19 protein-coding genes are annotated in these 21,690 nt (G+C 69.2%); 13 read left to right on the forward strand and 6 right to left on the reverse strand.

Going from position 1 to position 21,690, the window contains the following annotated elements; translation table 11 throughout:
- Window positions 1-84 precede the first annotated feature (84 nt).
- On the forward strand, window positions 85-738 hold the full coding sequence (locus tag A3CU_RS45960) for a TetR/AcrR family transcriptional regulator (RefSeq protein WP_043842017.1): 654 nt from the start codon (window positions 85-87) through the stop codon (window positions 736-738).
- A gap of 283 nt (window positions 739-1,021) precedes the next feature.
- Here A3CU_RS45960 and A3CU_RS45965 read toward each other — a convergent pair whose 3' ends face one another.
- The gene (locus A3CU_RS45965; protein WP_052371961.1) at window positions 1,022-2,614 is read right to left on the reverse strand and encodes an MFS transporter; all 1,593 of its coding nucleotides are present in this window, start codon (window positions 2,612-2,614) and stop codon (window positions 1,022-1,024) included.
- 199 nt (window positions 2,615-2,813) lie between these two features.
- Here A3CU_RS45965 and A3CU_RS0121615 point away from each other — a divergent pair, with 199 nt between their 5' ends.
- On the forward strand, window positions 2,814-3,647 hold the full coding sequence (locus A3CU_RS0121615) for a TetR/AcrR family transcriptional regulator (RefSeq protein ID WP_027944063.1): 834 nt from the start codon (window positions 2,814-2,816) through the stop codon (window positions 3,645-3,647).
- A 180-nt stretch (window positions 3,648-3,827) separates the two neighbouring features.
- Here A3CU_RS0121615 and A3CU_RS0121620 read toward each other — a convergent pair whose 3' ends face one another.
- Complete coding sequence (locus A3CU_RS0121620; protein WP_027944064.1) at window positions 3,828-5,420, reverse strand: helix-turn-helix domain-containing protein; 1,593 nt, start codon at window positions 5,418-5,420, stop codon at window positions 3,828-3,830.
- 90 nt (window positions 5,421-5,510) lie between these two features.
- On the opposite strand from A3CU_RS0121620, the gene pruA reads away from it, so the two are divergent.
- Entirely contained in the window at window positions 5,511-7,136 is a 1,626-nt protein-coding gene (gene pruA / locus A3CU_RS0121625) for an L-glutamate gamma-semialdehyde dehydrogenase (RefSeq protein WP_027944065.1), read from the forward strand.
- Window positions 7,137-7,148: 12 nt separating this feature from the next.
- The gene (locus A3CU_RS0121630; RefSeq protein WP_027944066.1) at window positions 7,149-8,075 is read left to right on the forward strand and encodes a proline dehydrogenase family protein; all 927 of its coding nucleotides are present in this window, start codon (window positions 7,149-7,151) and stop codon (window positions 8,073-8,075) included.
- A 35-nt stretch (window positions 8,076-8,110) separates the two neighbouring features.
- On the opposite strand, the gene A3CU_RS0121635 is transcribed toward A3CU_RS0121630, so the two are convergent.
- Window positions 8,111-8,770: a hypothetical protein gene (locus A3CU_RS0121635; RefSeq protein WP_027944067.1), complete on the reverse strand. Its 660-nt coding sequence runs from the start codon at window positions 8,768-8,770 to the stop codon at window positions 8,111-8,113.
- A 135-nt stretch (window positions 8,771-8,905) separates the two neighbouring features.
- Here A3CU_RS0121635 and A3CU_RS52590 point away from each other — a divergent pair, with 135 nt between their 5' ends.
- Window positions 8,906-9,073, forward strand: a complete 168-nt coding sequence (locus tag A3CU_RS52590; RefSeq protein ID WP_156960480.1) for a hypothetical protein — start codon at window positions 8,906-8,908, stop codon at window positions 9,071-9,073.
- A gap of 37 nt (window positions 9,074-9,110) precedes the next feature.
- Here A3CU_RS52590 and A3CU_RS0121645 read toward each other — a convergent pair whose 3' ends face one another.
- The gene (locus tag A3CU_RS0121645; protein ID WP_027944068.1) at window positions 9,111-9,992 is read right to left on the reverse strand and encodes a LysR family transcriptional regulator; all 882 of its coding nucleotides are present in this window, start codon (window positions 9,990-9,992) and stop codon (window positions 9,111-9,113) included.
- Window positions 9,993-10,071: 79 nt separating this feature from the next.
- Between A3CU_RS0121645 and A3CU_RS45970 the strand changes: the two genes are divergently transcribed.
- From A3CU_RS45970 to A3CU_RS0121660, 3 genes are all read left to right on the forward strand, one after another.
- On the forward strand, window positions 10,072-10,962 hold the full coding sequence (locus A3CU_RS45970) for an EamA family transporter (protein ID WP_084143547.1): 891 nt from the start codon (window positions 10,072-10,074) through the stop codon (window positions 10,960-10,962).
- A complete protein-coding gene (locus A3CU_RS0121655) occupies window positions 10,959-11,576 on the forward strand; it encodes an NAD(P)-dependent oxidoreductase (RefSeq protein ID WP_027944069.1) in 618 nt (205 codons plus the stop codon). The genes A3CU_RS45970 and A3CU_RS0121655 overlap by 4 nt, the downstream gene beginning before the upstream one ends.
- 407 nt (window positions 11,577-11,983) lie before the next feature.
- Complete coding sequence (locus tag A3CU_RS0121660) at window positions 11,984-12,637, forward strand: hypothetical protein (protein WP_027944070.1); 654 nt, start codon at window positions 11,984-11,986, stop codon at window positions 12,635-12,637.
- Window positions 12,638-12,651: 14 nt separating this feature from the next.
- On the opposite strand, the gene A3CU_RS0121665 is transcribed toward A3CU_RS0121660, so the two are convergent.
- Both A3CU_RS0121665 and mdlC read right to left on the reverse strand, forming a co-directional pair.
- A complete protein-coding gene (locus tag A3CU_RS0121665) occupies window positions 12,652-13,869 on the reverse strand; it encodes an MFS transporter (RefSeq protein ID WP_027944071.1) in 1,218 nt (405 codons plus the stop codon).
- Between the two features lie 181 nt (window positions 13,870-14,050).
- On the reverse strand, window positions 14,051-15,628 hold the full coding sequence (mdlC, locus tag A3CU_RS0121670; RefSeq protein WP_027944072.1) for a benzoylformate decarboxylase: 1,578 nt from the start codon (window positions 15,626-15,628) through the stop codon (window positions 14,051-14,053).
- 72 nt (window positions 15,629-15,700) lie between these two features.
- Between mdlC and A3CU_RS0121675 the strand changes: the two genes are divergently transcribed.
- The 5 genes from A3CU_RS0121675 to A3CU_RS45975 all read left to right on the forward strand — a co-directional run bounded on the left by A3CU_RS0121675 (window position 15,701) and on the right by A3CU_RS45975 (window position 21,664).
- Window positions 15,701-16,597 (forward strand): LysR family transcriptional regulator, encoded by an 897-nt coding sequence (locus tag A3CU_RS0121675; protein ID WP_027944073.1) that lies wholly within the window; start codon window positions 15,701-15,703, stop codon window positions 16,595-16,597.
- A 228-nt stretch (window positions 16,598-16,825) separates the two neighbouring features.
- Window positions 16,826-18,049 carry a PucR family transcriptional regulator gene (locus A3CU_RS0121685; RefSeq protein WP_052371962.1) on the forward strand — a complete coding sequence of 408 codons (1,224 nt, stop codon included), beginning with the start codon at window positions 16,826-16,828 and terminating at the stop codon, window positions 18,047-18,049.
- 125 nt (window positions 18,050-18,174) lie between these two features.
- Window positions 18,175-20,106: an AMP-binding protein gene (locus tag A3CU_RS0121690; protein ID WP_027944075.1), complete on the forward strand. Its 1,932-nt coding sequence runs from the start codon at window positions 18,175-18,177 to the stop codon at window positions 20,104-20,106.
- Window positions 20,103-21,260 carry a thiolase family protein gene (locus tag A3CU_RS0121695; RefSeq protein WP_027944076.1) on the forward strand — a complete coding sequence of 386 codons (1,158 nt, stop codon included), beginning with the start codon at window positions 20,103-20,105 and terminating at the stop codon, window positions 21,258-21,260. The genes A3CU_RS0121690 and A3CU_RS0121695 overlap by 4 nt, the downstream gene beginning before the upstream one ends.
- Window positions 21,257-21,664: a Zn-ribbon domain-containing OB-fold protein gene (locus A3CU_RS45975; protein WP_043842022.1), complete on the forward strand. Its 408-nt coding sequence runs from the start codon at window positions 21,257-21,259 to the stop codon at window positions 21,662-21,664. The genes A3CU_RS0121695 and A3CU_RS45975 overlap by 4 nt, the downstream gene beginning before the upstream one ends.
- Window positions 21,665-21,690 lie beyond the last annotated feature (26 nt).

Genomic DNA, 21,690 nt, shown 5'->3' on the forward strand with positions numbered 1-21,690 from the left:
GGAGTTCCCCAAACTGTTGCGGCCCATGGAAAAGCGTCATAACTCCGGTCGACGCATACGCAGTGTATGTCTTATGCTTCGTGTATGTCGACCCTGAAGAGCCGGCGGGAGCAGTACTCGCAGGCCACCCGAACCGCGTTGCTGGAAGCGGCCACCCGGCGGTTCGCCGAACACGGGTTCGCGGGCACCACGCTGGAGGACGTCGCCGCCGACATCCAGGCCACCCGCGGCGCCGTCTACCACCACTACGCCAGCAAGACAGCGCTCTTCGCGGCCGTGTTCGAGAAGCTCGAGACCGAGGCGATGGCACTGTCCGACGCCGCCGCGGCCAGGGCGAGCGATCCGTGGCAGGCCGCGTTCGTCGCGCTGGACGCGTTCCTGGAGTGCAGTTGCGACCCGGTCTACGGCCGGATCGCGTGGCTCGAGGCGCCGACCGCGCTGGGCTGGACGCACTGGCAGTCGGCCGGCGTGGACCTCGCATACGGGCACGTCGAGCGCCGGATCAAGGCGTTGATGGACGGGGGCTACCTCGACCCGCAGCCCCTGGAGACCCTGACCCGGGTGGTCTACAGCATGCTCGGCGCGGCTGGGATGGCGCTGGCCGAAGCTGCCGACACGGACAAGCCCCGGCTGAAAGCCGAGTACGCCGCAGTCATCGGTCGCATGCTGTCCGCGCTGCAGCCGATTCCCGCCTTGTCCGACGGTGCTGGTTCCCAGCCATCGGCAACTGGAACCTGATGGGTACGGGCAGTCGGGTGGCCATGGTCTTCGCTCTTGATCAGAACAAGTCGCGGGGATCGTGCATTTGTGGGATCTCCGACGGCGCGAGTAGATCAATGGTTCTCGGGAAAACCAAAAAACTGGTGCCATTCCGGCGGCACTCGACGTGTAAGTGAACTGTCACGTTTCGGCAAGTGTTTTCAATCCGGCGAAAACAGATCGTCGTTGCCGGGCCCAAACCTACTATCGATCAGTTGTCATTGCGGTCCATACCAGCCGAGGGCACCGGTACGGCCAGCGATCAGGTTGCCGTGGAGGTCAGGTCGTCCACTTCGTCCCGGCCATCGTGTTCTGCTGCGGATTCCGGGGTTTCGGCTCCGGGTTGGGTGTGCGCGCCGCGGAGCAGGGTGGCGATGAGGATGGCCGCAGCCGCCATCAGGACGGCGCTGACGACCGAGGCGATCCGCATCTCTTGGGCGAAGGCGTCGAACGCCACGTTTCGCAGGGCTTCGGCGGCGCCCTTCGGGAGGGTCGCGGCGGTGTCAACCGCGCCGCCGAGAGTGTCCCGCGCTGCTTCCAGTTCCTTGGCCGTGAGGGTGTCAGGAGCCTTCGTGGTGAGCTGCGAACGGTAGACGGCCGTGCCGATGCTTCCCAGGATCGCGATGCCCAGGGCCCCGCCGAACTCGGCCGAGGTCTCGGCCATGGCGGAGGCCGCTCCGGCCCGCTCCGGTGGTGCGGCGGACAGGATCACGTCGGTGACCACGGCGGAGACCCCGCCGATACCGATCGCGACAACCGTCAGGGCGCCGATGAGGTAGACCGCTCCCGAACCGGCTTGGATCATGGTCAGCATGGCGTAGCCGGCGGCCGCCACGAGCAGCCCGGCAGCGATCACATTGGGTTTACCGACGCGTGGTGCGATCGCGGTGGCCAGCGCGATGCCCACGGGCATCACGAGAAAGGTGGGCAAAGACCACAGGGCGGACTCGAACGGCCCCATTCCCAGGACGAGTTGCATGAACTGCCATTGGAACAGGCTGAAGCCGACCAGCCCGAAGGTCGCCAGCGCGTCGATGAGCAGGGGCAGGTTGAACCGGCGTGTCCGGAACAGCGCAAGGTCGATCAGCGGGTTCGCGGCCACGCGTTGGCGGCGCAGGAATGCGGCCCCCACGGCGAGTCCGGCTGCGCAGCACGCCAGGGAGAACCACCCGAAGCCGTGCTCCGCCATGAGTTTGACGCCGTAGATGACGCCGAGCACGGCGACGAGGGACAGGGCGGCGCCGAGCAGGTCGAAACGACCCGGCCTGGGGTGGCGGTATTCGGGAAGCAGCAGCGGGCCGAGGACCAGGAGCAGGACCATCACCGGCACGTTGATCAGGAAGACCGATCCCCACCAGAAATGTTCCAGCAGTAGCCCGCCGATGATCGGGCCGAGTACGGCACCACCGGCGAAACCAGCCGTCCAGACGCCGACCGCGGTGGCCCGTTGTCTGGCGTCGCGGAACATGTTCCGGATCAGGGAAAGCGTGGACGGCGCCAGGGTCGATCCGGCGACGCCCAGGAGCACGCGGGCCGCGATGAGCATCCCGGAACTGGTCGAGTAGGCCGCAAGAACAGAGGCGGCGCCGAAGGCCGCGGCGCCCGCGAGGAGCACTCGCCGACGTCCGATCCGGTCACCGAGTGTGCCCATCGTGATGAGCAGGCCGGCCAAAAGGAAGCCGTAAGCGTCCATGATCCACAGCAGTTCGGAGCTGCTCGGCTTGAGGTCGGCCGTCAGGGAGGGGAGTGCGACGAACATGACGGACATGTCCATGGACGCCAGTACGCAGGGCAGTATCAGGACGGCGAGCCCGGCCCATTCCCTGCCGCCGGCGGGTCTGTTGTCTTCAGTCATTTCCTCTGTTCCTCCAGTCCCGTCTGGCGGGTCGAAGTCTTGCGTACTTTGTACGCGGCTGACGCGTACAGGATACGCATGCACGATTCCGTAGGGCTACAGCTTTTTGAACTGCTAAAGCACCGTATTCTGTCCGTCTTCGCCCTCCGTGCGCTAGAATTTCGTCACAACGGGTATGTGTGACGAAAGGGGTGCGGTGATGTCGGAGCGACCGGCATGCGCGACATGTGGAAAGTCGCTGGAGCCCGCCGAGCGGGGACGGCCGAGGCGCTACTGCTCCCGCGCGTGCCAGGCGAAGGCTTATCGGTCGCGCAGGGCGGAAACGCCGGCCGACGTCCCGGAGGACGATGACAGTGCGCCACATCTCACCGTTGAGCGCATCGTGCGAGCCGGGATCGCCATCGCGGATGCGGAAGGACTCGACGCGCTGTCGATGCGCCGGGTCGCCACGGACCTCGGTGCGAGCACCATGTCCCTGTACCGGCATGTGTCATCGAAGGACGATCTGGTGGCCCTGATGGTGGAGGCGGCACTCGCTGACGTCCCCTTGCCCGACTCGGCGCCGCGGGACTGGCGTCACGGCCTTGAAGCTGCCGCATACCGTGACTGGGACCTGTACCACCGCCATCCGTGGATCCTGCCGAAGGTCATGGTGACAACCCGCGCGTACTTCAGCCCGGCTCTCGCGGCGAACAGTGAAAGCGCCTTCTCCGCATTCGATGGGCTCGGCCTCGAACCTGCCGATGCTTTCCGGTACATGTTCATGTTCGCCTCTTACGTGCAAGGCGTTGCGCTGACCTATGTCGGCGATGTAGAGGCGGAACGGCAATCGGAAGTCGCCCGAGCGTCGGGGACGAACGCCTCGGACCGTGCACAGGACCCGCTTTTCGAGCCAGGAGCGTATCCCCGGCTCGCCCTCGCGATGCGCGCAGGTGCCGACCCCTGGGACCTGGACGCCTTGTTCGCCTCAGGTCTTGCCGGCGTCCTTGACGGCATCGCGGCCGATCTCGCAAGACGAGGCATCGACGCCTGAGCCTCGACCAAGTCGGAGCGCAGCGGCCGCTTGGCCTCAATCGTCTGGTCTCAGTTGGCCTTTGCCTCGGGTACCGCGGTCCACGGATCGGCTGGAAACTCGCCAGCTGCCTTGATGTTCGCCGGCCAGGTCATGAACCGATGGGCGGACACCGACCGGGACGGCCGAAGCCTTCGTGGCTCAGCCGCGGCGCCGGGCCGCGAGCAGAAGTTGCAGATGGCAGACCAGGCGTTCTCGGGGGTCGCCGAGTTCGAGACCGCTCACGGCGGTGGCCCGGCGAATGCGGTGCCGCAACGTGTTCGGATGGATGTTCAGTCCGGCCGCCGCCGCCCGGACATCCCCGAGCGCGTCCAGGTAGGCCAGCAGCGACGGCACGAATTCGCTGCCCTGGGCGGCGTCGTGCGCGGCCAGCGCGTCCACTGCGGGATCACGCAGGTCGGGGTTGACTTCGAGCAGACGCAGGGTTTCATCCAGCAGGATCTCGGCGCGCAGGTCGGCGATCGTGGCCAGGTCGCGGCCAGGGGTGCGGGCCATCGCGTCGAGGACCCGGTCGGCCTCCGATCGCGAGGCCACCACCTCACCCAGTACCGGTACCGGTGAACCGATGCCCGCCTGTGTGCGCACGCCGGCCCGGTCCAGCGCGGCGACCACGTGACGCGTGACCGCCTGCAAGGCCGGTTCCGCTTGGTGCGGCGGCACTTCCGGCAACACCGCGTACACGCGCGAGCCGACCGTGCCGACCAGCGCCCCACGCCGGTAGGACGTGGCGTGCACCGACACCACGTTGCTGATCTCCAGTTGGCGCAACTCGTGCGTGGGACGATCGTGCTCGATCTCCCGGGGCGCCAGTGCCAGCACGATCGCCGACGCCGCCGGGTCCAGCCCCAGCTGTCCGGCGACCAGGTCCGCGCTGATCCGCCCTTCGAGCAACCCGGCCACCAGGTCCTCCCGCGAGCGGATGCCGACAGAGCCGCGGCGCCGGAGCAGGTGCACGGCTGCGATCCTGGCGGCACCCAGCAGCGCACTTTCGGCCTGTTCGGCGAACGGGCGGCGGCCCTGTTGAACCCAGATCGTGCCGAGGTGCTGCGTCCCGGCGCGAATGCCGACGGCCAGCCGCTGCCGGATGCCGAACTCAGGCCGCTCATCCACGCGCACGACGTCCTCGCTGGAACGCAACCGCTGGTACACGCCCCACTTCCGGAGCAGCGCCAGGTACTGCTCCGGCCCCTCCCAGCCCAGGATGGACAGGCGCCGCATCTCGTCGATGTCGTCGTCCGAACGGGAGTAGGCCAGCACGCGGTTGCCCGCGTCTTCGATGCTGACGCTGCCCGCCGTGAGCACCGCGACGGTCTGCGCCAGCCCGAACAGGTCACCGTGCTCGGCGTCGGAAGCCGCGGCCAGCGTTGCTCCCTCGAGCACCTCGCGGATCACCGTTTGCAACTGGTCCCACCGCACCTGTGGCCGCACGGTCAGCAAAGCGATCCCGTTGTCCTCCGCGGCTGCGCGCAGGTCGTCCCGTTTCCCGTCGGCCTTCACCGCGACCGCCGACGCTCCGGACTTCGCGGCCACGCGGACGTAGCGGACCGCCTCCCGGCCACGCGCGCCGATGACGAGGATGAGTTCGCCGGGGCGACCGCCGAGTTCGTCGTCCGGGTCGAGGATCGCCACCCCGCGCACCGTGATGTCCGGGCTTCCCGCGGTGAGTTCCAGCAGCGGTTCGCCGACCGCGACCAGCAGGGCCCGCAGCGTCGTGCCGGTCGGCTCTGTGTGCATCGCGGTTTGTCCAATCGAACAACGGGCTTCGGGCAACTGTAGCTGATCGGCTAATCCCCGGAGCTCTTGCGCTGCCTAGCCTTCCTTCGCATGGACGCGATCACTCACCCGCCGGCGCCGCGCAACGAGCCGGCCCGCGACTACGCCCCCGGCTCCCCGGAACGGGCGAGCCTGACCGCCGAACTCACCACGCTCACCGGCCGCCAGTTCGAGTTGACCAACACCATCGATGGCGAACAGCGCATGGCCGGCGGCACCACGTTCGAAGTGGTGCAGCCGCACCGGCACGCCCACGTGCTCGGCGTCTCGGCCAACGCGACCCACGAGGACGCCAAAGCCGCCGTAGCCGCGTCGCTGCGCGCCGCGCCCGACTGGCGAGCGATGCCCTTCGACGAGCGCGCCGCGATCCTGCTGCGCGCGGCCGACCTGTTGTCCGGACCGTGGCGCGACAAGCTCAACGCGGCGACGATGCTCGGCCAGTCCAAGACCGTGGTGCAGGCCGAGATCGACGCGGCGTGCGAACTCGCCGACTTCTGGCGGTTCAATGTCCACTTCGCCCGTCAGATCCAGGAGCAGCAACCGCAGAGCGGCCCGGGCACCTGGAACCGCCTCGATTACCGTCCGTTGGAAGGCTTCGTTTACGCGATCACGCCGTTCAACTTCACCGCCATCGCCGGCAACCTGCCCACCGCGCCCGCCCTCATGGGCAACACCGTCATCTGGAAGCCTTCGCCGACGCAGGGCTTGGCCGCGCACTTCACCATGCGGCTGCTGGAGGAGGCCGGCCTGCCGCCCGGCGTGATCAACCTCGTGACCGGTGACGGTCGCGCGGTCTCTGACGTCGCGCTCGCCGACCCGGACCTGGCCGGTATCCACTTCACCGGTTCGACCCGCACCTTCCAGCACCTGTGGTCCGTCGTGGGTGCCAACATCGCGGGCTACCGTGGCTATCCCCGTGTCGTCGGCGAGACCGGTGGCAAGGACTTCGTTGTGGCGCACGCCTCGGCGGACGTCGACGTGCTGCGGACGGCGCTGGTCCGCGGTGCCTTCGAGTACCAGGGGCAGAAGTGCTCGGCGGCGTCACGGGCGTTCGTCCCACGCTCGGTGTGGGCGCGCTTGAAGGACGACCTGGTGTCCGAAGTGGAATCTCTGGCGATGGGCGATGTGACCGACTTCCGCAACTTCCTGGGCGCGGTGATCGACCGCCGCGCCTTCGACCGTCTCGACCGCGTGGTGCGCTCGGTCCGATCAGCGTCCGATGTGGACATTATGGCCGGGGGAACCACGGACGATTCGGAAGGCTTCTTCGTGGCTCCGACCGTGCTGGTCGGCACGGACCCGGGGCACGAGATCTTCACCACCGAGTTCTTCGGGCCGATCCTGGCCGTGCACGTCTATGAGGACACCGACTACGACCGGGTGCTGCGCCAGATCGACCAGGGCACGGCATACGGACTGACCGGCGCGGTGATCGCCAACGATCGGGCGGCCGTGCAGCGCGCGAGCGAGGTGCTGCGGTTCGCCGCCGGGAACTTCTACGTCAACGACAAGCCCACCGGTGCGGTTGTGGGCCAGCAGCCCTTCGGCGGCGCGCGTGCGTCGGGCACCAACGACAAGGCGGGCTCGATCTACAACCTGCTGCGCTGGGTCAGTCCGCGCGCGATCAAAGAGAACCTCTGCCCGCCGGTCGCGTCGGGCTATCCACACCAGTCCTGAGAGGAGACCGCCGTGCTCCGTTCCGCCCTGATCGCCGCTTCCCGCTCGCCCGAATGCCGGTCGCTGGTCGAACGCACCCCGGTGCTGCGTCCCATCGTCGACCGGTTCGTTGCGGGGCGCGGGATTGACGACGCCATGCGTGTCGCGCGCACGATCGCTGCCGACCGGCTCGTCTCGCTCGACCACCTCGGCGAGGACACGCTGGACCGCGCTCAGGCAGAGCGCACCGTCGAGGCGTACCGGACGGCGCTGCGGCGCCTCGGCGAGGTGGGACTGGCCCCACGGGTGGAGGTTTCGGTGAAGCTCTCCGCCCTCGGCCAGGCCCTGCCCGCCGACGGGGAGAAGATCGCGCTGGAAAACACCCGGCGCATCTGCGCGGCCGCGGCGGAGGCCGGCACGACGGTGACCGTGGACATGGAGGACCACACCACCACCGACTCCACCCTGACGCTGGTGCGGGAACTGCGGGCCGACTTCCCGGCGACGGGCACGGTGCTGCAGGCATACCTGAAGCGAACGGCCGGGGACTGCGCCGACTTCGCGGTCCCCGGTTCGCGGATCCGCCTGTGCAAGGGCGCCTACGACGAACCCGCGTCGGTTGCCTACCGGACGAAGTCCGAAGTGGACGCTTCGTACGTGCGGTGCCTGAAGATCCTGATGAACGGCGACGGCTACCCGATGGTGGCCACGCACGACACCCGGCTCATCGACGTCGCCACCATGCTGGCCGAGCAGACCGGCCGCGGCCGCGACGACTACGAGTTCCAGATGCTGTACGGGGTCCGGCCGCAAGTGCAGACGCAACTGGCCCGACGAGGCCTGCGGATGCGGGTCTACGTGCCCTACGGAACCGAATGGTATCCGTATTTCATGCGCCGCCTCGGCGAGCGCCCGGCCAACGTCGCGTTCTTCCTCCAGGCACTCACCCGCCGCGGCTGAATTACTCGGCTCACTCATCGTCACCCGCTTCATGCTCACAACGGCGGCAGGAGGTCCGCGACACTGGCCACCTCATTGAGCATGGCGTCGGATGGCGCACCACGCAGTCGATCGGTTTCTGCGATTACGACGAGTGGCCCGTCCAGGCGCGATTTGTAGTGCTTTCCGCTGAACCGGAAGTGGCTGAGTTCGAGGATCTCGGTGCCGAAGGGTGTGACATCACCGGTTCCGTAATTGTCTTCCAATTCTTTGAACTGCGCGGCGACCTCCGCTGACGGCATGGTAACCCACACAATCGAGCCGGCGATCACGTTTCCTTGTGTGTCGCTCAACGCGAATAATTGTTGATCCAGTTTGTTGCATGGATGCGTGAGAAAGAACTGCCGCACCTCGCCATAGGACTGTGCGGCGCATCGAAGGCCTCGCTTTACTTCCCGCCTGACTTCCTTGAGGGCCATCCGTTGCCACGCCTCGGATTCGTTACCTTTCTGGGCAGACTTCCTTCCATTCGCCGCTTTTTGCTCAGCTGTGCCCTGGCTGGAACCGGCATCCAGCGCCGCGCCGACGGAGGTGGTGACATCCGCGCCTCCCGCAGCCGTCATCACGCCCGCCACCAAAGCCACTCCAGCGCCCGCCGCCTTCCCCTTGGTCCACCGGCCACGGCTGTCTCGGGGCTGGTTCGGATCGAAAGGCATGCCATTCTCCCTGGTCGACTTCTCAACAGAATCCGAGTTTGGCCCAGGAAAGGGGAGCAATACTGTGATCATGGCGTTGAACCCTCGAACGTCGCAGCCGGTCCACCCGAACGCACCAACAGAAGGATTCGATACGTGTCGGCGCGAAGGGTCGTGCACGGCGTCCACCCAGCGCCTCGGGGTGTCGTCCAGGATCGGCTCACCGTGCTGGCGGCCAGCGCCGCCGGCCTCGTGGTGGAAGCACTCGCGTTCGTCGCGGGCCAATGGTGCATGGCTGAATTCGACCAAGGCCTGTCCGGCTGATCGGAGAACGTTGTATTCAGCCAGGACATCAGGAATCTCACCCGGCTCGTTCCGGGGTGCCCAGAATGGACAGGAACGCGGCTGCCGCGGGGGTGGGCGTGAACCGGCTCCAGGCGAGGTACTCGATTCGGACGGGTGCGTCGGCCACCGGAACCGTGATCAGTCCGGGTAGTCGCGGTGCATAGGCCGACGCCAGCATCGCCACGCCGAGGCCCTCGTGCACGAGCCGGGCCAACAGGTCCGCGGCGGTCACCTCGAACGCCACGTCGCGGGTCAGGCCCGCGGCCGAGAAGGCCTGGTCGGCCTGCAGGCGGCCGGCGGTTCCGGCAGGGAAGTCCACGAACACCTCCTCGGCGAGCCGGCGGAGCGTGACCTTCCGCCGGCCGGCGAGCGGGTGCCCGGGCGGGACGAGGGCGACGTGCCGGTCGCGGGCCAGTACGCGGGTGCGGACTCCCTCGGGCTGGGCCGTGGGCGGCAGTCCGAGGAAGGCGACGTCCAGGCTGCCGTCCTTCACCTGCTCGATGAGGTCCTCGCTGGCGCCCATGCGCAGGCTGACCCGCACCTGCGGGTAGGTGTCGCGGAACTCGCGCAGCACGGCCGGGATGTCCACCGCGGCGACGGTCGGGATCACGCCGACGGCCAGTCGCCCACGCACCTGGCCCACGGCGGCGGCCACTTCGGCGGCGACACGCTCGGCGGCGTCGAGGCACTGGCGGGCCACCGGCAGGAACGCCTCGCCGGCCGGGGTGAGCCGCACCCAGCGGCTGGTGCGGTCGAACAGCCGCGCGCCCAGTTCCCGTTCCACCCGCGCGATCTGATGACTGAGCGCCGACTGCACCACCAGGCATCGTTCCGCGGCGCGCGTGAAACTGCCCGTCTCGGCCACGGCCACGACGTAGCGCATCTGCTGAAGCTCCATTCATCCATGATGCACAGAGATGGATCACATGACAAACATGTGTTGGACTCATCCATGCGGCCGGGCTGGAATAGGGGGCATGAAGACGTTGTCCGTTCCTGCTCCCACTCCCACTCTCGCTCCTGAGACCAGCCACTGGGGCCGCACCGCGTTGACCGCGCTGGCGCCGATCTCGTGGGGCACGACCTATCTGGTGACCACCGAGCTACTTCCCGCCGGCCATCCGCTGTTCGCCGGGCTGCTGCGGGCGTTGCCCGCGGGCCTGATCGCGCTGGCGATCACCCGGATCCTGCCGCGCGGCGCGTGGTGGGGCAAGGCCGCGGTGCTGGGTGTGCTGAACATCGGGATGTTCTTCCCGCTGCTGTTCGTCGCGGCCGAGCGGCTGCCGGGCGGGGTGGCCGCCACCCTCGGCGCGACACAGCCGCTGATCGTCGCCGTGCTGGCCGTACTGGTGCTGGGTCAGCGACCGTCGGTGAAACGGTTCGCGTGGGGAGGGCTCGGCGTGGCCGGCGTCGGGTTCGTGGTGCTCGGGCCGGCCGCGACGTTCGATCTCGTGGGCGTGTTCGCCGGCCTGGGCGGGGCGGTGAGCATGGCGCTCGGGGTGACGCTCACCAAACGGTGGGGCCGCCCGTCCGGGGTGGGGCCGGTGACGTTCGCGAGCTGGCAGCTCACCGCGGGTGGCCTCTTCATGCTGCCGCTCACCTTCCTGGTGGAGGGTGCGCCGCCCGCGATCGACGGGAACGCGATCCTCGGTTACCTGTGGCTCGGCCTGGTCGGCGGACTGATCGCGTACGTGCTGTGGTTCCGGGGAATCGGGTCCGTTCCGGTCACTTCCGTCGCCGTGCTCGGGCTGCTGTCACCGATCGTTGCCGCGCTGCTCGGGGTTCTCGTGCTCGGGCAGACGCTCTCCCCGATACAGCTCGTCGGGTTCGCGCTCGCGCTCGCGGCGATCGTGGGAGGTCAGCGATGAAGATCATCGTCGTCGGCGCGAACGGGATGGTCGGTTCGCGGGTCACGGACGAGTCCGTGCGGCGGGGGCATGATGTCACCGCCGTCGTCCGCGGCGGGTCACCGCGCGGAGTGCCTGTGGTGTATGGGAATGCCGCGGACCGTGAGCAGATGAGCACCGCGTTCTCCGGTTCGGACGCGGTTGTCGTGGCGACCCGGCCGCGCCCCGGCCAGGAACACACCGTGTCCGCGACCACCGCGGCCCTGCTCGACGCGGCCGCCGCGACCGGGACCCGGATCCTCGTCGTGGGCGGCGCGGGCCCGCTGCGCTCCCCGGACCGGCCTGGATTGGTGATCGAGGACCCTTCGTACGTACCACCGCAATGGCGCTCCAGCGCCGAGGCCAGCATTGCCCAACTGCGCGCGTGCCACGGACATCCGGCGGACTGGACATACCTCAGCCCGCCCGCGATCCTCGAGCCCGGCGTGCGCACCGGACACTACCGCCGTGGCACCACCACGCTGGTGGTGCGCCCGGACGGAACCTCCCGCATCTCCGCGGAGGATCTCGCGGTCGCCATCGTCGACGAGTTGGAAAACCCGGGCACCGACAGACATTTCACCGTGGGCTACTGATGCTCAGGGCTTGCGCCTGGATCTACTCGGCGGTGGCGGCGGGAACGCCGACCACCGCCGAGCGCATCAGGCGGGACGTCGTACTCCGTCCAACAGTCGGAGATTTCGATGCCGACCTCTGCGCCGCACTGGACGCACAGCAGGCTGGGACCGTTGAGCCCGCAGCATCCGCAAAGGCACGTGGGGTCGGCGTGGTACCGCATCAGCACACCGTCCAGGGATGACCTACCCGAACCAGCTGTCGGCCTCCAGGGGGTTGTGGGCTCGCTGGGTGACCTACGCGCCGGTCAGCGGCGACCGCGAAACTCGGTTGTCTTCTGTGGACGGTCCTGCGATTCTGTCCTGTTCTGCGAAGATCGATGGAAGGGGTCGCGGGTGCGGCAGCACAGCATGGTGAACCGCAAGCGATGAAGGTGGCAGTCCAGGTGCGGCGGGCTCGGATCGACGGTCGTGACTGGCGGGTGATCAGCCCAGCCGACGGAACAGGCAACGCGGGGCTGTGGACCAACGACTACTGGCGAGAGCTCTACGTGGATCGCCGTGCCGCATACCGCATAGGCGTGTTGTGGCTGCTGGCCGCACGGTCCAGGCACACCATCATCTACCTGCCGTTGCGCAACGGCAGGCAGCCGGCCCATCCGGAGCATGACGGCAGGCGGATGGATCTGGTGCTGAGCCAGCACAGCTTGTGCCTGCGCGCTTCACAGTGGCCGCGGTTGCGCTCCGCGCTCGGCCGCGGTCTTCCGCAGACGGCGCAGGTCCCGGCGAACTACCTACCGGACCCGGCCGGCATCGACTACGAAGCCCGCCACCACCGGGACAACCGGGATCGGCTACGCGAGCGCATCCACGGCGACACGCTGTTCCTGACCGGCAGCACACCCGTCTTCCGGGAGACCGCCGACCGGTTCTTCGACATCGCCTTCGGCGCACCCGGTTCCGCGCCCGGCGAAGAACCTCCGGCGCACTACTGCGCCCGGTTCCATTGGGCCGATGGTGTGCTGAGCAATACCGACGAAATCCACGTGCAGTATCGCTCACGCTGGCTGACCGCCGTCTAGCCGGGCGCACCCACCTACGTTCCGGGCACGGCGGTGACTTCGGGCTCGCTGTCGGTGGCGGGTGTGCGCGGGACGACGAGCATGGCCCCGAGACCGAGCACGGCGACCACGGCGAACAACCAGAAACCCCATGGGTAGGCGATGCCGGCGGTCACCAATGCGCCGGTGACGAACGGGCCGACGATCGCGCCCAGGCGCCCGATCCCGGAGGTCAGCCCGAGCGCGGTGCCCCGCACCTGTGGCGGAAACGTGTGCGCGACGTAGCCGAAGATCAGGACCTGCGAGGAGAACACGAAGATCCCGGTTGCCAGTACGACGAGGTTGAGCAGCAGGCTGCTGGAAATCTTCATGCTCAGCAGGGCCAAGAACACCGCCGCGATGCCGAACCACGCCAGCACGGTCGGCTTGATCCCGCGCCGGTCGGCGACGAAGCCGGCGACCAGCAGGCCGATGATCGCGCCGGTGTTCAGCACGAGCAGCAGCGTGACCGACGTCGACATCGCATACCCGGCGGTGCGCATGAGTTGCGGCAGCCAGGTGTTCAACCCGTACACCAGCAGCAGGCCCATGAACGAGCCGACCCACACCGCGATGCTGATCCTGCGATACCGCGGGGTGAGGACGTCACGCGGACTCCTCCGTTCGGCTTGCACGTTCGCCTTGGCGGCGAGGAACGCGGCGGACTCGGGCAGCCGCAGCCAGATCACTCCGGCGAGCACCAGCCCCACGACGCCGCCGACGTAGTACAGCGCATCCCAGTTCGTGCCGAAGGCCAGTGCCAGGACCGAGGTGGCGACCGCACCGACGTGATACCCGGTCATGGTGATCGTGCTGCTGCTCGCCCGGTGCCGCGCGGGCAGCGTCTCGGACATCACCGCGAGCGCGGTCGGCATGCACGCGCCGAGCCCGACGCCGGCGATCAGCCGGAAGATGCCGAAGATCAGCGGGTTCGGCGAGAGCGGGACGATGACGGTGAAGACGGAGAACAGCAGCACCGAGGCCACCAGGACGCCACGCCGGCCGAAGCGGTCGGCGATCGGGCCGGTGCCCGACGCGCCGATGGCCACGCCGACCAGTGAGATGGTGGCGACCGCGGTGGCTGCGGCCGGGGTGAACCCCAGTTCGCCGTCGTTGAGCACGGTCGGGATGGTGACGCCGAGCGCCACGAGGTCGTATCCCTCGATCAGCACGGTCAGCCAGCACAGGATGATCGGCCAGAATGTTCGCGTCATTGCGGATGGCCTCCTCTGTCATTCAGAACGTGTTCGAATAGCCAGGCCGTGACTTCTCTTCGTCGGCTGCCGGTTGGCCACGATGGCGGCCTGCCCCACAAGGCGCCGTAGTGCTGTGTCGCCAAGCGTGATCATCTTGCGTTTTGAATAACCCTCCTACTCTATTCAGCCTCGAAACGCACTATTCCGGTGTCGTCAATGTCGTGTCCACTTGAAACAGGCGCGGCCCGTCCGTGGGTGCCGCCAGCGCGGTACGAAGTTCGTCCACAGTGGATACGGTGTGGCCGGGAACCCCGTATCCCGTGGCGATCGCGGCGAAGTCGAGCCCCGGGATGTCCACGCCGGGCACCGTGCCGACCTCGAGCAGCTCGGCGAACCAGCGCAGCGCGCCGTAGGTTCCGTTGCGCAGGATCACGAAGGTGACCGGCAGCCCGCGTTGCGCGGCCGTCCACAGCGCGGTTATCCCGTAGTTGGCCGAGCCGTCACCGATCACGCCGACGATCGGCCGGCCGGGGTTTCCGATGGCCGCACCCACGGCCGCGGGCAGCCCGAACCCGAGGCCGCCCGCCGCGGGGAAGAAGTACGAGCCGCCGCGCCGCAGATCCATCTGCCGCCACCAGGCGACGTTGGTCGCGGTGGACTCCACGACGTAGGTGGTGTCGGCGGGTTGGGTGTCGCGCAGCGCGGCGAACACCTGCTCGGGATGCAGCGCCACCTCGCCCACCGGGGGCTCGGGTGCGGGCAGGTAGCGGTGTTCGCCGGCGACCTTGCCCGTGCACCGCTTGAGCAACGCTTCGATCACCATTCCCGGATCGGCCACCAGTGCCTCGCCGACCGGTGCCCGCGCGGCCGCTTCGGCGTCGTCGGTCACCTGCACCAGCCGGGTGCCTTCGGGCAGATACCGGCCGGGCTCGTGCTGGTGGTAACGGAACACCGGCGCACCGAGCACGAGCGCGAGGTCATGTCCGTCCAAAGCGGACGAGACCGAGGCGATCCCGGCCGGCAGTACGCCACGGAACAGCGGGTGCCGGTTGGGGAAGGGCAGCCGGAACGACGATGGCGCCACCCACGTGGGCGCGTCCAGGTGCTCGGCCAGCGCGACGGAGCGGTCGAACAGCCCCGCGCTGTCGATGTCGCCGCCCAGTACGAGCGCCGGGTGCTTCGCCGTATTCACCCACCCGGCGAGCGCGCGCAGGTCGTCCTCGCCGGGCGTGGCGCTCCGCCGCACGCGGCGCTCGACGATCATGGCCGCGTTCGGGCTCGCCTCGGTGTCCCAGTCGTCGTAAGGAACAGACAGATAGGTCGGCCGCCGCCGCAGTTCGGCCTCGAACACCGCCTGCGCCAGCGAGCGCGGCACGTCCTCGGCGCATGTCGGCTCGCCGGCCCACCCGACGAGCGGGCGCATCAGCTGGGTCGGGTCGACGTTGGCCAGCATGCCTTCCATGCCGACCACGGTGCGCACCTGCTGACCGGCCATGAGCACGAGCGGCGAGCGCGCGTACACCGCATTGGTCAGCGCACCCATCGCGTTGCCGGACCCGGCAGCCGCGTGCAAGCTCACCAGCGCCGGACGGCCGGTCACCTGGGCGAAGCCGTCGGCCATGCCGAGCACGGCGCCTTCGTGCAACCCGAGCACATAATCGATGCCGGCCGGCAGCCCGCGCAGGAACGGCAGCTCGTTGGAGCCCGGGTTGCCGAAGATGGTGGTCAACCCGTGGCGCTGGAGGAAATGGTGCGCGATCTCGCGCACGGTGGCCATGGCCTGACCATGGCATGCGCGGTGATCGGGTTCCAATAAATGTTTTCCGGCCATATTATCGATGTGGTCTATATGAGCGACTTCGATCTGAACCTGGTGCGCACGTTCGTGCTGCTGTACGAGACCCGCAGCGTCACCGCGACCGCGGAGTCGATGCACCTCACCCAGCCGACGGTCAGCTACGGGTTGCAGAAGCTGCGCAGGCGCTTCGACGACGAGTTGTTCCGCCGCACCGGCGCGGGGCTGATCCCGACGACTACCGCGTCCGAGCTCTACCAGCCGCTGTGTGCCGCGCTCGCCGGGATCGAGGGCATCGTCAGCCGCAGCGACGCGTTCGACGCGGCAACCGCGCGCACCGGGTTCACCATCGCGCTGTCCGACCTCGGCGAAGTCGCCCTGCTGCCGCGCTTGCTGACCCGGCTGCGGACGGACGCGCCCGGAAGCACCCTCACCGTGCGCCCGCTGGATGTCGAGGGCGCAGAGGCGCAACTCGGGCGCGGCGAGATCGACGCGTTCATCGCCTCGCCGCTGATCTGTTCGCAGCGGCTGGCCCGCATTCCGTTGTTCAGCGAAAGTTACGTCGGCATGGTCGGGCAGGAACACCCGCGCCTGCGCGGAAATCCCGTCACCGAGGCCGACCTCGCCGCCGAGGAGCATGTCACGGTGTTCGGGCCGAACGGGCACCACGGGCCCCGCCGGGCGCTCAATGCACACGGAATGAACGTCGCATTGGAAGTCACCCGGTTCTCCTCGCTGCCCTACCTGCTGCGGGGCGGCGAGTTGGTGGCGATGGCGCCGCGCAAGGTCGCCGAGGTGTTCGCGGACACGCAACCGGTGCGCCTGTTCGAGGTGCCCTTCGAGATCGAGTCCGTGGAGGTGTCGATCTACGCGCGGCATCCGCATGCGCGCAGTTCGGCGCAGCGCTGGTTGGTGGAATTCATGCACCGTGTGCTCGCCGAGCGAAAGTAGGGCGCGGCCAGCACGAGGGCGTCAACGAGACGACGGCGAGCCGGCAGGACTTGTACCCCTACGGCGGCGTGAAGCAGAGTGGGCACGGCAAGGAAGGTCCGCGGTACGCGGTGGCGGAGATGACCGAGGAACGGCTCATCACCATCGGCGTCTAGCGCCGCCGCAAGAGGGCGTGGCATGTGTAGGGCCGTATGAAGGCACGGGAGGAGCTTGTTTCAAGATCGAACTGTGGCGAAAGAACCGAATGATGTCCTGCGCACGATCGAGCGGGTCGAGCAGCGGCTCGACGTGGTCGGGGGTCGGCTCGTGGACCGCTATCGTGCCGAGATCGTCGACTACCGGGCTCTCGACGAGCACACCCTGCACGGCGACGTCCTGCCCACCGCGCAGCGCAACGTGCAGGAGTTGCTAGCGGCGCTGCGCGAGGACGCCGCGCCCACCGAGTCGTCACTGGACGCACTGCGGCGCAGCGCGTCGCGGCGCGTTCACCAGGGCATTCCGTTGCAGGCGTTGCTGCACGCCTACCGCTTGTGGGGACAGGTCGTCTGGCAGGAGATCCTCGCCGTCACCGATCCCGGCGAACCGAGCGAACGGGAGGCGGCGCTCGCCGTCGCGGGTCGCGTGATGGCCTATGTCGACCAGGTCTCGGTCGCCGTCGCCCAGTCCTACCTCGACGAGGTGACCGGTGTGCTCGGCGACCGCGAGGCGATGCGCAGGGACCTGTTGGAGGCACTCGTCTCCGGAAGGCCGATCAGTGAACGCATGCGCCAGCGTGCCGGGGCCTCGGCACTCGACGTCGACGGTGAGCACGCCGTCGTACTCGCGAGGTCGCTCGAACCGATGGGCAGCGACCGGTCGGCGCTGCGCGCGGCCGTGGACGGCGCCCGGCAACGGCTCCGGCCCTCGTCCTCGGCGATCCTCGTCGGGATACGCGAGGACGAGGTGGTGACGATCTACCCGGTCACCAGCCATGAGGAGTACACGATCCTCGTCGCGCAGGCGGGGGAGTGGGCGGCCGCGATCACCGGGTTCGCGGTGGGCGTGGGGCGCGCGCACCGCGGCGCCGACGGCATCGCGGCCAGCTACGCCGAGGCCGAGGAGGCCGTGCGGCTCGGCGCCGTCACCGGGGGCGGCAAGGCCAGCACGTTCTCCGAGGTGCTGCTTGACCACCTGCTCTCCAGCAGCCCGCACCTGGCGGCGTTGCAGCACGAGACCATTGCTCCGCTGCATGCCTACGACCGTGCCAAGGACGCCCAGCTTGTGCGCACGCTCCGGGTCTATTTCGAGCACGCGTTCAACCTCGCCCGCAGCGCCGCCGCGTTGTCGGTGCACCCGAACACGGTCGTCTATCGGCTGCGCCGGATCCACCAGCTCACCGGGCACGACCCGAACGACCCCGACCAACTGCTCCTGTTGCTGCTCGGCATGAAGAGCGACCGCTGGAGGAGCTGATTCGCGTTTCTTGCAACGGCAGGGGCGCGAACTTCTCGGATTGACGCGCAGACAGCTCGCGTCGCGCCGTCTTACCGTCACCTCCAGTTAAGCCCCAGGTCAGAGACGTCCTTCGGAGGTGGTACGTGGCCGCGACGCCCGTATGGGTGCCCGATGAAAAGACCGTGGCGCGCAGCAGGCTCGGCGACTTCCTTGCCGCGACCGGATGTGCGGACCCGCGCGACCTCGACCGCAGGGCCCGCGAGGACCCCGGCTGGTTCTGGGGCGAGGCCGCCCGCTGGCTCGGGCTGGACTGGCAGCGGGAGCCGCACGCGGTCGTCGAGGGCCTCGACGAGCCGCACCACACCCGCTGGTTCCCCGGCGGGGAGCTGAACATCGCCGACAACGCCGTGGACCGCTGGGTTCGCCGCGGTCGTGGTGCCGAGCCCGCCCTGCGTTGGGAGACCGAGGACGGCGAGCGCGGCCACCTGACCTTCGCCGGGCTGGCCGCCGAGGTCGACCGGGTGGCGGCCGGGCTCCGTGAGCACGGCATCGGGTTCGGCGACCGGGTGGGCATCCAGCTGCCGATGGTGCGGGAGGCGGTGGTCTCGGCGCTCGCGTGCGCCAAGCTCGGCGCCGTCGCGGTGCTGCTGTTCTCCGGGTTCGGCGAGGCTGCCGTCGCGCAGCGCCTCGGGGACTCCGGTGCGGTCGCGCTCGTCTGCGCCGACGGCTTTCCCCGGCGCGGCAGGTCCGTCCAGTTGCGAGGCATGCTCGCGAAGGTCGCCGAGCGCACACCCAGCCTGCGCACGTGCGTCGTCGTCGGCCTCGCCGGGGCGGACGTGGCGGGGCCCCGGCTTCCGGGCGAGGTCTCGTGGGACGCGCTGGGCACCGGCGCTGAGCCCGTGCCGGCCGCCCGCTGCCCGGCCACGCATCCGCTGATGATCGCCTACACCTCGGGCACCACCGGTGCGCCGAAGGGCATCACGCTGGGACACGCCGGGTTCGCGGTCAAAGCCGGCACCGACGCCGCATGGTGCTTCGACGTGGGCGAAGGCGATGTCAGCGCCTGGATCACCGACCCCGGCTGGATCATGAGTCCGATCACCGTGCTCGGCGGGCTGGTCGCGGGCAGCGCCGTCGCCGTGTACGGCGGGGGCGTCGACTACCCCGATCACGGGCGCGTGTGGCGCTTCGCCGAGAGCGCGGGGGTGACCATGCTCGGCGTGTCCCCGACGCTCGTGCGCACGCTCGCGCGCGGTGGCGACGACGCGGTACCAGACGAACCGGCCACGATCCGGGTGTTCGCCTCCAGCGGCGAGCCGTGGACGCCCGACGCGTTCTCATGGCTGTTCGACAGGGTGGGCCGGGGCCGCGTCCCCATCATCAACTACTCCGGCGGCACCGAGGTATCGGGCGCGATCCTGTCCAACACGACGCTGCAGCCAATCGTGTCCTGCGGGTTCGCGGGCCCGGTGCCGGGGATGGCGGCCGAGGTGGCGGCGCCCGACGGCACGCCGCTCACCGGGTCCGTCGGCGAGTTGGTGCTGCGCCGCCCGTCGCCGGGGATGCCACTCGGCTTCTGGGGCGAGCCAGGACGGTACGAGAGGACCTATTGGCAGCACTGGCCCGGCACGTGGCTGCATGGCGACTTCGCCGAAATCGACACCGACGGCGTGTGGTTCATTCGGGGTCGCAGCGACGACACGATGAACGTGGCGGGCAAGCGGCTCGGGCCCGCCGAGATCGAGCAGGTCGTCGGCGAGCACCCCGGCGTCAGCGAGTCGGCGGCATTCGGCACGCCCGATCCCGTGAAGGGCGAGCGTGTGGTCGTGCTTGTCGTGCCGTCGGCGCGGGCGGACGTGGAGCGGCTCACCGACGAGGTGACCGCGTTGGTGCGGGAGCGGCTCGGTGCCGCGTTGCGGCCGCACGCGGTGCACGCGGTGCCGAGCCTGCCACGCACCCGCAGCGGCAAGATCCTGCGACGAGTGATCCGCGCCGTGTATCTCGGCGACAGTCCGGGGGATCTGTCCTCATTGGACAATCCCGAGTCGATCGACGCGGTGAGGGGAGTCCGATGAGCCTGCGCGGCGCGGCTGCGGTGGTCGGCGTGGCGGAGACCGCGCCACGCCGCACCACCCCGGGACTGACCACTTTGGACATGATCGCGGGCACGGCGGCGAGGGCGGTGGCCGACGCCGGGTTGGAGCCGGGCGAGATCGACGGGCTGCTCGTCGGCCCGCAGGTGGGGGAGACCCCGCAGCACGTGCCCGCCACGGTCGCCGAGTACCTCGGGCTCGCGCCGACGTACGCCGACGTTGTGGACCTCGGGGGCGCCACCGGCGCGGGCATGGTGTGGCGTGCCGCGGCCGCCATCGCCGCCGGGATGTGCGAGACCGCGCTCTGCGTGCTCGGCAACGTGCGCACCGACGTCACGCCGCGCTCGCCCAACCGCAACCCGATCCGCGAGTTCGACGTGCCCTACGGCGGTAGCGGAGCCAACCAGGCCTACGCCATGGTCGCCAACCGGCACCGGGCGGAGTTCGGCACCACGCCTGAACAGCTCGCGCTCGTGCCGGTGTTCGAGCGGGACAACGCGCGGCTCAACCCGGACGCCGTGTTCCACGGCACGCAGATCACCGTGGACGATGTGCTGGCCTCACCGCTGGTGGTGTCGCCGCTGCGGCTGTTGGAGGTGGTCATGCCGTGCGGCGGTGGGGCTGCGGTAGTCGTCACTTCGCCCGCCCGTGCGCGCCGCGCGCCGTCCCGGCCGGTGTGGCTGCGCGGCGCGGGCGAGAAGGTGACACACCGCGCGCTGAGCCAGGCGCCCGAGCTGACCACCTCGCCACTGGCCGCGGCGATCGGCGACGCGTACACGATGGCGTCGGTGGGTTCCGCCGACCTGGACCTGCTGTCGCTGTACGACTGCTACTCGATCATGCTCGCCGTGACGTTCGAGGACGCGGGGCTGTGCCGGAAAGGCGAGGTCGGCCCGTGGATGGCCGACCAGGACTTCTCGCATACCGGCAACCTGCCCTGCAACCCGCACGGCGGCCAGCTCGCGTGCGGCCAGGCCGATCTGGCGGGCGGGATGGCACACGTCGTCGAGGCCGTGCGCCAGCTGCGCGGCACCTCGGGCGGGCGCCAGGTCCCCGATCCGGAGCTCGCGCTGGTGACCGGCAACGGCGCCACGATGAGCGAGGAGGTCGCACTGGTGCTGGAGGCAGGAGCATGACGATCGCCAAACCCGGCCCCACGCCGGTTCCGCTGACCGAACCGTTCTGGGCGGCCGCGCGCCGGGGAGAGCTGCTGCTGCAGCACTGCCGGGCGTGCGGCCATCACCAGCACTACCCGCGCGTGCTGTGCACCCGCTGCTGGCATCGCGAGCTGGACTGGGTGCCGTCCGCGGGGCGGGGTCGCGTGTGGACGTTCACCGTCGTGCACCGGCCCGGCCATCCCGCGTGGACGGACGACGTCCCGTACGCGCTGGCCATCGTGGAGCTTGACGAGGGGCCCCGGCTGCTGACCAACGTCGTCGGGATCGACCCCGTCGACGTGGAGGTCGGTCTGCGGGTCGGTGCGCGGTTCACCGAGCGCGACGGCACCACGCTCGTCCAGTTCGGACCGGAGGACTCCTGACGTTAGCCCGGCTTCACAACGAGGTG

The sequence above is a fragment of the Amycolatopsis taiwanensis DSM 45107 genome (genome assembly GCF_000519205.1).
GTDB classification, from domain to species: domain Bacteria; phylum Actinomycetota; class Actinomycetes; order Mycobacteriales; family Pseudonocardiaceae; genus Amycolatopsis_E; species Amycolatopsis_E taiwanensis.